The sequence below is a fragment of the Bacillus sp. YBWC18 genome (genome assembly GCF_002998775.1).
GTDB lineage: Bacteria > Bacillota > Bacilli > Bacillales > Bacillaceae > Bacillus.
Genome location: NZ_PVRI01000003.1, coordinates 26,352 through 40,924, shown reverse-complemented (window position 1 = coordinate 40,924; position 14,573 = coordinate 26,352). Strand labels below are relative to the sequence as shown.

At 42.8% G+C, this 14,573-nt stretch carries 15 protein-coding genes; 2 read left to right on the top strand and 13 right to left on the bottom strand.

The annotated features are described in order from the left end of the window. Nucleotides 1-4: 4 nt before the first annotated feature. From rplI to C6348_RS09690, 3 genes are read right to left on the bottom strand one after another with little or no spacing between them, the layout of a single operon-like run. A complete protein-coding gene (rplI, locus tag C6348_RS09700) occupies nucleotides 5-454 on the bottom strand; it encodes a 50S ribosomal protein L9 (protein ID WP_034323903.1) in 450 nt (149 codons plus the stop codon). Beyond that, a complete protein-coding gene (locus C6348_RS09695) occupies nucleotides 451-2,430 on the bottom strand; it encodes a DHH family phosphoesterase (RefSeq protein ID WP_106042791.1) in 1,980 nt (659 codons plus the stop codon). The genes rplI and C6348_RS09695 overlap by 4 nt, the downstream gene beginning before the upstream one ends. A gap of 30 nt (nucleotides 2,431-2,460) precedes the next feature. Further along, entirely contained in the window at nucleotides 2,461-3,399 is a 939-nt protein-coding gene (locus C6348_RS09690) for a YybS family protein (protein WP_034660744.1), read from the bottom strand. Nucleotides 3,400-3,701: 302 nt separating this feature from the next. Between C6348_RS09690 and C6348_RS09685 the strand changes: the two genes are divergently transcribed. Continuing rightward, a complete protein-coding gene (locus C6348_RS09685) occupies nucleotides 3,702-4,628 on the top strand; it encodes a manganese-dependent inorganic pyrophosphatase (RefSeq protein WP_106042789.1) in 927 nt (308 codons plus the stop codon). Between the two features lie 47 nt (nucleotides 4,629-4,675). On the opposite strand, the gene rsiV is transcribed toward C6348_RS09685, so the two are convergent. From rsiV to C6348_RS09670, 3 genes are all read right to left on the bottom strand, one after another. Next, the gene (gene rsiV, locus C6348_RS09680; protein ID WP_106036341.1) at nucleotides 4,676-5,533 is read right to left on the bottom strand and encodes an anti-sigma-V factor RsiV; all 858 of its coding nucleotides are present in this window, start codon (nucleotides 5,531-5,533) and stop codon (nucleotides 4,676-4,678) included. Continuing rightward, nucleotides 5,534-6,028: an RNA polymerase sigma factor SigV gene (gene sigV / locus C6348_RS09675; RefSeq protein ID WP_106042787.1), complete on the bottom strand. Its 495-nt coding sequence runs from the start codon at nucleotides 6,026-6,028 to the stop codon at nucleotides 5,534-5,536. Nucleotides 6,029-6,177: 149 nt separating this feature from the next. Further along, complete coding sequence (locus C6348_RS09670; RefSeq protein WP_106038849.1) at nucleotides 6,178-6,834, bottom strand: hypothetical protein; 657 nt, start codon at nucleotides 6,832-6,834, stop codon at nucleotides 6,178-6,180. Between the two features lie 194 nt (nucleotides 6,835-7,028). Here C6348_RS09670 and katX point away from each other — a divergent pair, with 194 nt between their 5' ends. Next, complete coding sequence (gene katX / locus C6348_RS09665) at nucleotides 7,029-8,528, top strand: catalase KatX (protein ID WP_262982732.1); 1,500 nt, start codon at nucleotides 7,029-7,031, stop codon at nucleotides 8,526-8,528. Nucleotides 8,529-8,576: 48 nt separating this feature from the next. Here the strand turns inward: katX and wrbA are convergent, their stop codons facing one another. The 7 genes from wrbA to ssbA all read right to left on the bottom strand — a co-directional run bounded on the left by wrbA (nucleotide 8,577) and on the right by ssbA (nucleotide 14,545). Next, nucleotides 8,577-9,191, bottom strand: coding sequence for an NAD(P)H:quinone oxidoreductase (gene wrbA, locus C6348_RS09660; protein ID WP_003215063.1), 615 nt, complete (start codon nucleotides 9,189-9,191; stop codon nucleotides 8,577-8,579). 72 nt (nucleotides 9,192-9,263) lie between these two features. After that, nucleotides 9,264-9,872, bottom strand: a complete 609-nt coding sequence (locus C6348_RS09655; protein WP_060597699.1) for an alpha/beta hydrolase — start codon at nucleotides 9,870-9,872, stop codon at nucleotides 9,264-9,266. Then, nucleotides 9,869-10,840 carry a ring-cleaving dioxygenase gene (locus tag C6348_RS09650; RefSeq protein WP_189293914.1) on the bottom strand — a complete coding sequence of 324 codons (972 nt, stop codon included), beginning with the start codon at nucleotides 10,838-10,840 and terminating at the stop codon, nucleotides 9,869-9,871. The genes C6348_RS09655 and C6348_RS09650 overlap by 4 nt, the downstream gene beginning before the upstream one ends. Nucleotides 10,841-11,031: 191 nt before the next feature. After that, nucleotides 11,032-12,549, bottom strand: a complete 1,518-nt coding sequence (locus tag C6348_RS09645) for an ABC transporter permease/substrate-binding protein (protein ID WP_106042781.1) — start codon at nucleotides 12,547-12,549, stop codon at nucleotides 11,032-11,034. Then, nucleotides 12,542-13,507: an ABC transporter ATP-binding protein gene (locus C6348_RS09640; RefSeq protein WP_106042779.1), complete on the bottom strand. Its 966-nt coding sequence runs from the start codon at nucleotides 13,505-13,507 to the stop codon at nucleotides 12,542-12,544. The genes C6348_RS09645 and C6348_RS09640 overlap by 8 nt, the downstream gene beginning before the upstream one ends. Nucleotides 13,508-13,719: 212 nt before the next feature. Beyond that, complete coding sequence (rpsR, locus tag C6348_RS09635; RefSeq protein WP_008347556.1) at nucleotides 13,720-13,959, bottom strand: 30S ribosomal protein S18; 240 nt, start codon at nucleotides 13,957-13,959, stop codon at nucleotides 13,720-13,722. 40 nt (nucleotides 13,960-13,999) lie between these two features. Next, the gene (ssbA, locus tag C6348_RS09630) at nucleotides 14,000-14,545 is read right to left on the bottom strand and encodes a single-stranded DNA-binding protein SsbA (RefSeq protein ID WP_034660649.1); all 546 of its coding nucleotides are present in this window, start codon (nucleotides 14,543-14,545) and stop codon (nucleotides 14,000-14,002) included. Between the last annotated feature and the right edge of the window lie 28 nt (nucleotides 14,546-14,573).

Here is a 14,573-nt window from a genome sequence, read left to right as displayed (position 1 = left end):
TGCTTTATGCTTGTTCTGTCACATGAACCTTTAACGTTGCTTGTACCTCTGGATGAAGCTTCACCGGTACATTTGTGTAACCTAATGCACGGATGGCGTCATTCAGCTCGATTTTGCGCTTATCGAGTTTGATTTGATGATCTTTTTGTAATTTATCAGCGATTTGTTTGCTTGTAATCGATCCAAACAGACGACCGCCTTCACCTGATTTTGCAGTGAGCTCCACTGTTAACGCCTCAAGTGTCTCTTTTAGTTGCTTCGCTTGTTCAAGCTCTTGGATGGCATTCTTTTTCTCTTTGTTTTTCTGCCCTTCCAATGCGCTTAGGTTCGTTGGATTTGCTTCAACCGCTAACCCTTGTTTGATGAGAAAGTTGTGAGCGTATCCGTCAGCTACATTCTTGACTTCGCCTTTTTTCCCTTTGCCTTTTACGTCTTTTAGAAAGATGACTTTCATCTTTGAACCCCTCCTTCGAAATATTCATCAATGGCAGCTTTTAACTGCTCTACCGCTTCTTCAATGGTTATACCATACATTTGGGTGGCAGCGTTAGTCAAATGACCGCCGCCATCTAACGCTTCCATGATAATTTGGACGTTGATATCTCCTAATGATCTCGCACTAATGCACACCGTGTTGTCATCTCGTCTAGCGACAGCAAATGACGCTTCTACCTCACTCATTGACAACAGAGAATCAGCCGTCTGGGCAATCGTAATTTGATCATAATACTCCGAGCTGTCTGACGGCAATGAAGCAATCGCCACCTGATTTTGATACAAATCTGTATGTTGAATGAGTTTTGCCCGTTTGATGTAATGATCAACTGTCTCTTTTAGGAATTTTTGCACAAGGACAGGATCTGCCCCCTTCGCACGAAGATAGGATGCTGCATCAAACGTTCTTGATCCCGTTCTCAGCGAGAAACTCTTCGTATCCACGATGATCCCTGCGAGAAGCGCAGTAGCTTCAATCATGTTAATACGCAATTTCTTCGGCTGATACTCTAAAAGCTCTGTCACAAGCTCTGCTGTGGATGAAGCATACGGCTCCATATAGACAAGTAATGGATCACGGATAAACTCTTCGCCGCGTCTATGATGGTCAATGACCACGACATTTTCAATCTTATTGAGCAGTCGTTCTTCCATGACGAGAGACGGTTTATGTGTATCCACGACCACAAGCAATGTATCATCCTCTGCAAGCTCCATGGCTTCCTCTGGGGTGATAAAACGTGACCAAAGATCTTCATAATTCTTAATCTCACTAATCAAGCGTTGAACACTGTCACCAATCTGGTTGGCATCAATGACAATATAGCCTTCTTTCCCATTGGCCTGGGCGACCTTTAAAATTCCAATCGATGCACCGATCGAGTCCATGTCTGGGAACTTATGCCCCATGATCATGACATTTCCGCTTTCAGATACAATTTCTTTTAAAGCATGAGAAATGACTCGTGCGCGTACACGTGTCCGTTTCTCCATTGGATTCGTTTTCCCGCCGTAGAATTTCACTTTTCCATTTGGCTGCTTAATGGCGACCTGATCCCCGCCTCGTCCGAGGGCAAGATCAAGACTCGACTGCGCAAGTGCCCCAAGCTCTTTTAAAGAAGGAACGGACGCTCCAATCCCGATACTCAGAGTAAGCGTCGCACTATGCGCCCCTGTTTTCTCACGGACCTCGTCTAAAATGGAGAACTTCGACGCTTCCAGCTCTGCTAAAATGCTCTCATTTAGAACCGCCATAAATCGTTCAGACGAAATTCGCTTCAGGAAAATGCCATATTCTTGTGCCCAATTGTTTAACAGCGACGTCACTTCACTATTAATGGTGCTGCGCACCTGATCATCAAGACCCTGCGTGACATCATCGTAATTGTCTAAAAAGATATAAGATAACACCGTTCGTTCATTTTCGTACTGTCTTTCAATCTGCACCTGTTCCGTGACATCAAAGAAATATAAAAGGCGCTCTGACCGTTTAATAATGACTTTGAATTTCCGGTCATTCAGCGTCACATTTTCTGTCTCGACCTCTTGTTTAATAAGAGGCACAACGGACTCGAATGTATCATACAAAGATCTGCCGACAAGCGTGCTTTCATGAAAGCACGAAGCGAGAAATGGATTTGTCCATTCGATATAATACTGGTCATTAAACAGCATAATACCAATTGGCATTTCCATTAATGCTTCTTCTCCAACCTTTTTGACTCGATAGGATAATGTTGAAATATATGAATCAATCTCTTTTTGCACTTGCGTATCTGCCCACTTTAAGAAGTAGAGCACACCTGCAAGAACGAAAAGACCAACCGCTCCTATGATCCAATTATAATAAAGGTTGAGGAGGACTGTGACCACCGCAAAAACAATTAGCGCGATGATCGGATACTTGATGACAGGTTTTCTATAGAAGCTTGGCACTGATATCAACTCCTCAACATTCAGAGTGAATTATTTGTTTTTTACTTTCTCTCTTAAATCAAAGCCTATGTCAGCAATCCCTATAATACGCACAATCACACCGACTGGCGGATAGAGAACCCCTAACACGATAGCGAAAATGGGCACCGCTTTTGAGATGCTTTTTTCGTGGCAATAATAGAAGATAAAAGAAAATCCCTGAATAAGCACCAGTATAAATAAAATTTGAAAAGCACTCGTTTGAACAAGCCATAAAAAGCTGCCTTTTTCCGTCTGAATCAGCATCAAAAGCAGTGTGAGTAAATAATACCATACCATGCTTTTTGGCAGCCGCATATCCTTAAATTTCTTCAAGACCGGCATGTCTTTGACAAACCGTTTGATCAGAGGCTGCACGAACCAGTGATTCACGAACGCCAGCAATGTGACACCAATTAACAGCGCTACAGGCAAAGCACTCAATGCAGCATCCTGCATCTCTCTGAACTGCTTCAGCTGCTTCGCAATGTTCTGCTCAGAAGCGCCGGATTGCTTTAAGACACTCTCTAACATCGGAATCATTTGTTCAACCGACTCTTTCGCGATACCCATGATATCGACTTGAAAAAGCTGAACACTGACAATAAAGGAGATAAGAAAACTGAATAAATAGATCAGCGCACCTGTAATGATGGCATTCCCAGGCTGCCTTCTGCTGTAGAAAACACCCATGCCTAATCCGGCAGCAATCAGAATTGGCGCACTCATGAGTCCAGCAAGAGACCCAATTAAAAAGCTGATCACTATCCCAATAGCGCCAGCAGCAATTCCTTTTTTCAAGCCGTGCCTGATTGTATAGAGGATAATCGGTATCGGAGCAGCTAGAAAGAAAATAATGGATAATAGCGGCACATACAAATAAAACAGCATCATGACAGAAAAAATACTGATCATGATAGCGCCCTCTACTAACGCTTTTGTTTGTTTCACACCTTCACCTCTATCCAATCCTTTTTCTATATCTTGCTCAATGTGTCCTTCTATGTATACGTACGATGTAAGCTACACCATGTCTTACCCCAACCTTTATTTTACCATAGCGGCAAATCGCAAGTAAAATGCAGGCTATCTTAGGAGCGTTTCACGTGGAACACCAATATAGATTCGTACATGCAACTTTTCAATCAGCATGTTACAATTTTTTAGATTATTCTTAGCTATAAACCCTGAATTCAAGGTCAAAAGCTGTTAGAATAGAAACATCATCAATAAATGTAAGAAGGAGAATTCACATGGGAAAAACACTCGTATTCGGACACAAAAACCCTGACACAGACACGATTTGCTCTGCTATCGCTTACGCTGATCTGAAAAACAAAATCGGCGTTCAGGCAGAAGCGGTCAGACTTGGAGAAATCAATGGAGAAACACAATACGCATTAGATTTCTTTAAACAAGAAGCACCTCGTTTCATTGAAACGGCTGCAAACGAAACAAAGCAAGTCATTCTTGTCGATCATAACGAATTCCAACAAAGTGTAAGCGATATTGATCAAGTACAAGTGACTGAGGTTATTGATCATCACCGTATTGCCAACTTTGAAACAAGTGAACCTCTTTACTATCGCGCTGAGCCTGTTGGCTGTACAGCAACAATCTTAAACAAAATGTACAAAGAGAGCCAAGTGAAGATTGAAAAAGAAATCGCTGGTTTGCTTTTATCTGCAATCATTTCTGATTCCTTGCTATTCAAATCCCCAACATGCACACAGCAAGACATTGATGCTGCGCATGAGCTAGCTGAAATTGCAGGGGTAGATCCAGAAGTTTACGGCCTAGACATGCTGAAAGCTGGCGCTGACCTAAGCCAAAAAACGGTTCAAGAATTAATTACAATTGATGCAAAAGAATTCGCACTAGGCAGCAGCAAAGTGGAAATTGCGCAAGTCAATACAGTAGATATCGCGGAAGTAACAGCAAGACAGGCTGACATTGAAGCGAAAATCAATGAAGTCATCGCAGCGAAAGGTCTTGATCTATTCGTTCTAGTGATCACAGACATCTTAGAAAATGACTCCCTTGCTCTTGCACTCGGTGCAGAAGCTGCAAAAGTAGAAAAAGCATTTAACGTCACACTTGAAAACAACACCGCTTTACTAAAAGGTGTTGTATCAAGAAAGAAACAAGTGGTACCTGCACTAACAGACGCACTTTCTTAATCAACACAACAAGACTGCTGACATGTTCAGCAGTCTTTTTTCTTCTTTTAATGAATGTACATATCGCTGACAAGAATATCCTTTAGCACACTTGTTGGAATCGTGAATTCAACTACACCCATGTAACCAGGTGCCACATCATATTCATTAAAGGAAATCACCAGTTTGCCTTTTGAATTGATATAGAAGCTTTGATCCGGCTTAATTTTCTTAAATGGATCCGCCATATCTTGCTTGCCAATCCAGTAAATCTTATTTGAATCCTCTTTCATCTGTTTCTTCATTTGATCTTTAATATTTTCACTAATGACATCTATATACCGGTCATCTTTAAACAAGCTTGGTAATGTAATGAGTACATGGTTTTTCTTATCCACCGTATCATATGTCATTTCCTCTGCCGCAGAAGCTTGAGTCGTCACCTTGTATCGACCTAACGAGAGAATTTGGTCATTGTTCGTTCTCACTTCATATCCGCTCTCTACACTTAAATGACCATTTTTATAACCCTTTGTTTCCTTTTCAAAATCTTGATACAGCTTTTTGTTTTCAGCTAAATATTTTTGATTCAGGCTGTCTTGTAATTTTCCGTCCCCAAGCCCTGAAACGTGTGGTGTTTTAAGGTCAATATTCGTTCCTTGATCGCTCTTTTTAAATTCTGTGAATGTCACGACTTTCACCAGCTCGCCAATGACAGGCACCTCTGAAATGGCTCTTGCCGCCTGTGGACTGACATTAACTGTCGTGACAAATAGAGCAGCCGCAGCAACAAGTCCAATGGTCCATTGCTGAAAATGAGGTTTTTTGTTTTTTCGTTTCAACGTTCGTTCAACCATAGCATCATATTCCGGTGGAATAGGGATTTCTAAATATTCCTCTTTTAACTGTTCCAAATGCTTATCCATTTATATTTCCTCCTGCGATAATTCTACTTTTAAAAGCCGCAACGCCTTATATAATCTTGTTTTGATGGTGTTTTCGTTTTCTTCGAGAATATGGGCGATGTCCTCTAATTTTAAATCTTCAAAGAATCTCAAAATGATGATAACCCGGTACATCTCAGGCAAATCCTCTATGGCTCGTCTGACATCTTGATCCTCATAGACATCTGACTCACCCTTTGACAAGAATTCGAGTGTGTCATCATCTGTCACTTGCACCCGCTTCTTTTTTCGTAAAAAGTCTAGGGCAGCGTTCACCACGATTTTATAAAACCAGCTATGCATCTTAGTCGCATCCTCTAATCGGTGAACAGATTTGAGTGCTTTATGAATCGCCTCTTGAACGACATCCATCGCATCCTCTGAGTTTTTGACATAACTATAGGACAATCGATAAAAACTGTGTTTATGCTCCATTACGTAATCAGCAAATTGATCCTCAATCTTTCGTTTCTTCATTTTACAAAGAGCTCCTTTATCTTAAATGCGCATCGGTTATTTCTTACAATGGATAGACGCGCGCCTTTTGAAAATAGTTTGCGCTCGGTTATTTTTTTAACATGTCATCCCATTTCCGTTTCTATACAAAAAGAGCGAACCAGACAGGTTCACTCTTTCAAAGCAGATATTGTTTGATGGACAAACTGTTTAAGTGGAGAAAGCGGATGAATGATCGGAACGCCTGTCTCCTCTTCCATCTGCTGTGCCGCATGAACCATCGATAGCTGCATCACGCAAATATCTCCGCTTTTTTTCATACATCTTCTGAGCTGCTTTTTGATTTGCTCCTCATAAGCCTGTATATCACCATTTAGGCAAAGGTGAAAGACATCCTCCATCACCATAACTTCTGCATCAATCTGTTTGCCGTGCTCTTTTGCATATGATTTAAGCCGCTTCATCGTCCCTTCCACTGTATCCGGGTTTGAAAACACAAGTTGAAGAGGCCCTTTTCCCTGACAAATCAGCTCAAATAACGGTTCATCGATCGGAACAATCGGTCGTTTAAAAAGATGCTGCTGATCACCCAAAGCGGCAATGTATTGTGTACACGTGAGCAGAATGAGATCGGCTTCATCTTCTTGCATCAATTTGTTGATGACATAGGCTTGCTGCTTGTGTTGATCAAAAGTGGGATCTTGTGTAGCGCGTTCTATAAATGATGAATCGACCGTGTGATAAAGCGCAATATCGGTATCGCCAAAAACATCTTCTATATATGACTGATTGGACGGATGGGCGTGAAGGCAGTGTAATCGAATCATCAGGTTCGCTCCTCGTGAAAGTTTTCAATCATTATATCAATCCTTGTATGAAATAGGGAGCATGATGACCATATTGTTAGGGAGGTATTGAAGGAGGGATTTAATTGAAAGAAGAACAACACCCTAAACCATCTTCAGAGTCAGAAGACACTTTAACAAATCGGCAAGGTCATCCCGTAACAGACAATCAAAATATGAGAACCGTTGGGAATAGAGGACCAACTACGCTTGAAAACTACGATTTCCTAGAGAAAATTAGTCATTTTGATCGTGAACGCATTCCTGAACGTGTCGTCCATGCGCGCGGGGCCGGAGCTCACGGTTATTTTGAAGCCTATGGCACATTCGGTGACGAACCCATTTCCACTTATACAAGGGCAAAATTATTTCAGGAAAAAGGGAAAAAGACACCTGTTTTCGTTCGTTTTTCTTCTGTGATTCACGGCGGTCATTCACCAGAAACATTGCGTGACCCTAGAGGATTTGCGATTAAATTTTATACAGAAGAAGGCAACTGGGATCTCGTGGGGAACAACCTCAAAATTTTCTTTATCCGAGATGCTTTGAAATTCCCTGATTTGGTTCATGCCTTTAAGCCTGATCCTGTCACCAACCGTCAAGACGGCGAGCGTATTTTTGACTTCGTCTCGCAATCACCTGAAGCGACGCATATGGTGACATTTCTCTTTTCACCATGGGGCATCCCCGCAACCTATCGGCACATGCAAGGCTCAGGTGTCCATGCTTACAAATGGGTGAACCATGAAGGAAAAGCAGTGCTGGTTAAATATCACTTTGAACCGAAGCAAGGCATTCGCAACCTGACGCAAGAACAAGCTCAAGCGATTCAAGGAGAAAACTTTAATCATGCCACACAGGATTTGTATGAAGCCATTGAGCAAGGAGATCATCCTGAATGGGAGGTATATGCGCAGATCATGGAAGATGATGCCCATCCTCACCTTGACTTTGACCCGCTTGATCCGACAAAGCTTTGGTACAAGGATGACTATCCATGGAAACCGATTGGACGAATGGTGTTAAACAAAAATCCAGAAAATTATTTCGCAGAAGTCGAGCAGGTCGCCTTTGGGACTGGCGTTCTCGTAGACGGTTTGGATTTCTCAGATGATAAGTTGCTTCAAGGGCGCACCTTCTCCTATTCTGACACGCAGCGATATCGTGTGGGGCCAAACTATTTACAGCTGCCGATCAATGCACCGAAAAAGCATGTGGCCACGAATCAAAGAGATGGGCAAATGGAATACCATGTCGATCAAGGCAAAGAACAAAACCCTCATGTGAATTATGAACCATCGATCCTCTGCGGATTAAAAGAAGCCAAGCAGGATGGAAAAGATCATACGCCTTTTGTAGAGGGTGACGTCAAACGAGAAGCCATTGACCGCCCGAACAACTTTGGCCAAGCCGGAGAAACGTATCGCCGCTTCAATGATTGGGAACGTGAGGAACTGATTAAGAACTTAGTCAACACCCTTGCGACCTGTCAAAAGGACATTCAAGAGCAAATGATCGAAAACTTTACAAAGGCTGACCCTGATTACGGAAAGCGTGTCGCTGATGGCTTAAAAGCCTTCAAACAAGAACAGCCAAGCGGACCTATAGGCTCTACAGGCGCCGCACAAGCCGTGGACGAAGCGATTAACAACAGCACACCATCAGATCCTTATTAAATAAAAAAGAATGCAGCGCCTAGGCTGCATTCTTTTTGTATTCATCGATTAAGCGTTTTGACCCTTTTTGATCCATTCTGCTACATTGACTGTACGTTTTGCTTGATGTTTTGCAGCAGCTTCTGCATCCTCTTGGATCTTTCCGTTTTGGTCAACAGTGACACTCACGCCATAAGGGTTGCCCCCTGCACCGTATAACGAGTCATCTGTGTATCCAGGAGCGGCAATAATCGCTCCCCAGTGGAACATCGTTGTGTAAAGGCTAAGAATGGTCTGTTCCTGCCCGCCATTTGGGTTTTGTGCAGAGGTCATCGCACTCACTGCTTTGTTTGCTAATTTCCCTTGGAACCATAAGCCGCCAGTTGTGTCTAAGAATTGCTTCATTTGAGCCGGTAGGTTACCAAAACGTGTTGGCATGCTAAAGATGATAGCATCTGCCCACTCTAAATCACTTAATTGAACCTCTGGAACATCCTTTGTTTCGTCTAAATGTGCTTTCCATGCTGGATTTGATGCTACAACTGCTTCTGGTGCCAATTCAGCAACCTTTAATACCTTCACTTCTGCGCCAGCTTCTTTCGCTCCAGCTTCAGCCCATTTTGCCATCTGATAGTTTGTACCTGTTGAACTATAATAAATAATCGCTAATTTTACGTTTTCCATTTGTTCCATCTCCTTTTGTTTGGTTTGCCCAAAAAGCTTCTGTAAAAATCCCACCTGTATTCCCCACCTTCATTAAAATTGACGACGATACCATAATGCCGCAGCATCGACTTCTTCTCTTGTTAGCTGATGTCCTCGATTTTCCCAATGAAGCGTAACTGAAGCGCCTGCGCCTTGCAGCAATTGCTCGAGCTCCTGTGATTCCTCTGGACGGCACATTGGGTCATTTTCACCAGCTGCGATAAAGACTTGTTTCCCCGCTAATGAAGGCAATGAAACCCCGCGTCTTGGGACCATTGGATGATGCAGGATAGCTCCTTTTAACGCATCCTCGTAATGGAATAAAAGACTTCCAGCAATGTTTGCCCCATTAGAATATCCGATAGCCACCACATTGTGCCGATCGAACCCATATTCATCTGCTGCTTCTCCGATAAATGTATACAGTTCCTCTGTCCGCTCAATTAAATCCTGCTCATCGAAAACACCCTCTGCTAAACGTCTGAAAAAGCGCGGCATACCGTTTTCCAACACATTTCCTCTCACACTAAGAACAGAAGCGTCAGCATCAACCAAATCGGCAAGCGGCAATAAATCTTCTTCCGTCCCGCCAGTACCATGCAGTAATAACAAAACAGGTCTTTGTTCATTCTTTCCTTTTCGAAAAAGATGCTTCATCATGAATCTCCTTTCCCTTTCCACTCTCTCACTTCTATTGGCAGCACAATTTGTTCAATCTGACTGCGCTGCGCCTCATATTGCGGTGGCAGTTTCAATGCTTCACCCATAGTTTCCACTGATTCATCGTGTGCAAACCCTGGAGGATCAGTCGCAATTTCAAATAATATGCCGCCAAGCTCTCTAAAATAAATGGCATTGAAGTAATTTCGATCTTGCACAGGTGTCACTTGATACCCGCTTTGTGCAATATGTCTTTGCCAATCTAACTGATCCTGATCATCTGTCGCTCTCCATGCAATATGATGCACAACCCCAACACCCATACGTCCGCGTGCAACAGGTGTCTTGTTCACATCAATGACATTGCCTATCTCACCAAATGAACGGAATCTTACATAATCCTCTTCTGCTCCAACTCGTTCAAAACCCATTGTTTGTTCTAGCAGCTGCATCGTTTGCTCTGGCTGTGATGTTAATAAAACAGCTCCCCCAAACCCTTTTATTGCAACATCTGGCGTTACGCCATTAAATGTCCAATCATTTTGTTTTCCCTCCGCACGTTCTACTAGCTCAATCAACAAGCCGTGTGGATCTTCAAATGAGAGAAAGGCTTCATCAAAGCGTTCAACCATTTCATAAGAAATATCAAACTGCTCAAGACGTTCCTTCCAGAAAGAGAAAGCGCCTGGCGGTACAACATATGTCGTCACGCCCACTTGGCCAGCGCCAATTTGTCCCTTTTGAGCACCTGGCCAAGGGAAAAACGTGATAATCGTCCCCGGAGATCCTCCTTCATTTCCAAAATATAAATGGTACGTACCTGGATCATCAAAATTAACGGTCTTCTTCACGAGACGAAGTCCTAAAATACCTGCATAAAAATCAACGTTCTCCTGAGGATGCCCTACAATTGCTGTGATATGGTGAATTCCTTCTGTTTTCTTCAATTCTAATGACCTCCTAATCATGAAGTACAAGCCTCTATTCATTATGTCTTTACTGACGTCTTTATATTATCTCGAATTCGAGATATTAAATCAAAAAAATATATTTATCTCGAATTAAGGATATGATGTTTTTAAATAAATGTCAACGGTTTTTGTTTTCCCTTTTAAAAAAGCAGGTCTGCTTTTTACATAACAGACCTGCTCTTCCTTGATTATTGCAGTAATTTTTTCTTTTTTAAATAGGCTTTCGCAACCTGAAATGCATCCTTACCTTTCACATTTACTTCATAATTCATTTCTCTCATCTCATCATCTGTGATTTGACCACCAAGCTTATTGAGAGAGGTCTTGATCTCAGGGAACTCAGTTAATGTCTCCTGTCTTAGCAGCGGTGCTCCTTGATATGGCGGGAAAACATGCTGATCATCATCAAGCACCTTTAATTTGTATTCCCTCAATTCACTGTCTGTCGAATACGCATCGACTAAATTGATATCTCCTTTTTGAATCGCTCGATACCGAAGCTTCGGTTCCATCGTCACCACATCGTCAAAGGAAAATTGATAGGTCTTTTGAATACCTAGATACCCATCCTGTCGATCAGAAAATTCTAAGGTGAATCCAGCCTTTATGCGATTCTTGATCTTGCCTAGATCTGAAATATTGGATACATCATATTGATCAGCCAGCGACTGAGGCACGGCTAAAGCATACGTATTGTTGTAAGCCATCGGCTCAAGAAGGCGGAGCTGAAAGGATGATTCCAAACCACGCCTCGCTTGCTCATACACTTTTTCTTTATCTGTGCTTTTCGCTGTTTGTTTGAGGAACTCAGAAATCGCAGTACCGGTAAACTCAGGATAAATATCAATATCACCAGACCGTAAAGCTTGAAAAACAAAGGACGTCTTGCCAAGACCAGGCTTAAGATTGACTTGAATATCCGTATCCTGTTCAATTAAAAGCTTATACATCGAGATCAGGATTTCAGGCTCTGATCCTAACTTTCCACCGATGGTGATTTCTTTCTTTTCTTGTTGAAACAGTAATGGGCCCGCGACAACTGCTCCTGCAATCACAGCAAAAACCGTCACAGAGCTCACAGTCTTTTTAAAAGAGATTTTCTCAAAAGTGCGCAGCACCACATCAAATAAGAGTGCGAGTAAGGCAGCTGGTATAGCGCCAATGACAATGAGCGACATATCATTTCGATCAATTCCCAGCAAAATCAGACTTCCTAATCCCCCAGCTCCGATCAGTGCGGCAAGAGTGGCAGTTCCCACAATGAGAACCATCCCGGTTCTGATACCTGCCATGATGACTGGCATGGCCAAAGGCAGCTCCACCTTTAATAACCGTTTGCGGTGATTCATTCCCATGGCAAGCGCCGCTTCTCTCAGGGAAGGGTCGACCTCCTGAATGCCTGTATATGTATTTCTTAAAATAGGGAGTAAGGCATAGACGACAAGCGCAATAATGGCAGGCACTTGTCCAATCCCAACGAGAGGAATCAACAAGCCAAGCAGCGCGAGCGACGGAATTGTTTGCAAAACCGCCGTCACCCCAATCACCCACTCTGCAAGCTTTGGCACCCTCGTTAAATAGATACCTAATGGAATGGCAATCAAAATCGCTAAAAATAAAGCAATAAAAGAAATTTGAATATGCTCAAGTAAGGCGTGTCCCAATTGTTCTTTTCGGTCCAATAACACACTGATCCAATCATTCATGTGACTCGCCCCTCTCTCTAGGAGAATCAGCTAAAAACTGAATCACCGCTTGACGATTCACTAGTCCAATTCGCTCCCCATCCTTTTCCACAGCCAATTCCTCATGCTTTGCCAATTGGGATAAGACATCGTCCAGCGTGGCATGTGCTGTGATCGCTTCATAGCCTAAAAGAGCCTCATGAGCCATTGGTCTAGCCATGGCCTCTAGCTCAAACGCTTGATGTCCCACATGGCGAGCAGCCCCTGAAACAAACTCCCGAACAAAAGCATTGACTGGGTGTTGAACCAATTCCTCTGGACGACCAATCTGCACCACTTCCCCTTCCTTCATGATACAAATTCGATCACCAAGCCTCATCGCTTCCTGCATATCATGCGTCACGAAGACAATGGTCTTTTGAATACGGCGCTGCAAATCAAGCAGATCATCCTGCAATTTCTCCCTCGTTAGTGGATCTAACGCACTAAAGGGTTCATCCATCAGGACAATCTCAGGATCAGCTGCAAGTGCACGTGCCACACCGACACGCTGCTGTTGTCCACCAGATAGCTCTGATGGCTTTCGATGTCGATACATAGCAGGATCAAGCCCAACCATCTGCATCAATTCATCCACCCGCTTATTGGTCTTTTTCCGGCTCCACTGTTTGAGCTCTGGCACCACGGCGATATTTTCTTCAATGGTCATATGAGGAAAAAGAGCAATTTGCTGCAGAACATACCCAATATCCCAGCGCAGCTCATACATATCATAATCATTTATTTTTTGACCCTTTATGTAAATCTCACCTTCTGTAGAAGAAATGAGACGATTGATCATTTTCAATGTCGTCGTTTTCCCGCTTCCACTAGGTCCAATAAATACAAAAAATTCACCTTTCTGAATCTCTAAATCAACCGATTGAACGGCATAGCGCTCATCAGAAAATTGCATCGATACCTTCTTAAAGTCAATCATCTTCCCACGCCCTGACTGCAATTATTTTCTAGACTATCAATATGACAGATTGACCCCGTATTTGTATAGAACAAACTGTCACTTTCTCTCTCTTTTACATACTTCCCCTAGGAAGCCCGCCAAAAACAGCTCTAGCCAATTCGGATGAGATTCTTAGTGAGACAAATAAAAAAAGCGAAGAGCTCAAGGCTCTCCGCTTTTAAGTCAACGACTTACTCACCAGTAACGTATGGAAGTAATGCCATTTGACGTGATTTTTTAATCGCTAATGTCAATTTACGTTGATACTTAGCGCTAGTTCCTGTTACACGACGAGGTAAAATTTTACCACGCTCAGAAACAAACTTTCTAAGAAGATCAACATCTTTGTAATCGATGTGCGTGATACCGTTAGAAGTAAAGAAACATACCTTACGACGTTTCGCACGACCGCCTCTGCGTCCACCTGCCATTTGTTTTCACACCTTTCCTTTAGTCAATTTTTCAGATCAATTAGAATGGCAAATCATCATCGGAGATGTCAATCGGTTTACCATCATTCGCAAATGGGTCATCATTGAAGCTATTTCCCTGATTACGATTTTGTTGGTTGCTCTGATTGCCATATGGATTTTGATTTGGTTCATTTCCGAATGGATTCTGATCGTTTTGGCTACCGCCATAATACTGGCCTCCGCTATTGCCACCGCCGCTGTATCCACCTGAACCAGCACCGCCGCTCTTAGGCTCAAGAAATTGAACACTTTCAGCTTGAACCTCTGTCACGAAGACACGCTGTCCTTGCTGATTTTCATAGTTTCTTGTCTGCAAACGACCGTCTACACCGGCAAGACTTCCTTTTTTCAAGAAATTAGCCACGTTTTCGGCTTGTCTTCTCCAAGTAACACAGTTAATGAAATCGGCTTCACGCTCTCCAGATTGATTCGTAAACGTACGATTCACAGCTAGAGTAAACGTGGCTACAGCCGCACCATTAGGCGTGTAGCGAAGCTCAGGGTCTTTTGTTAGTCTTCCGACCAATACAACACGGTTTAGCATATTGAAAGACCACCTTTAAATATATATT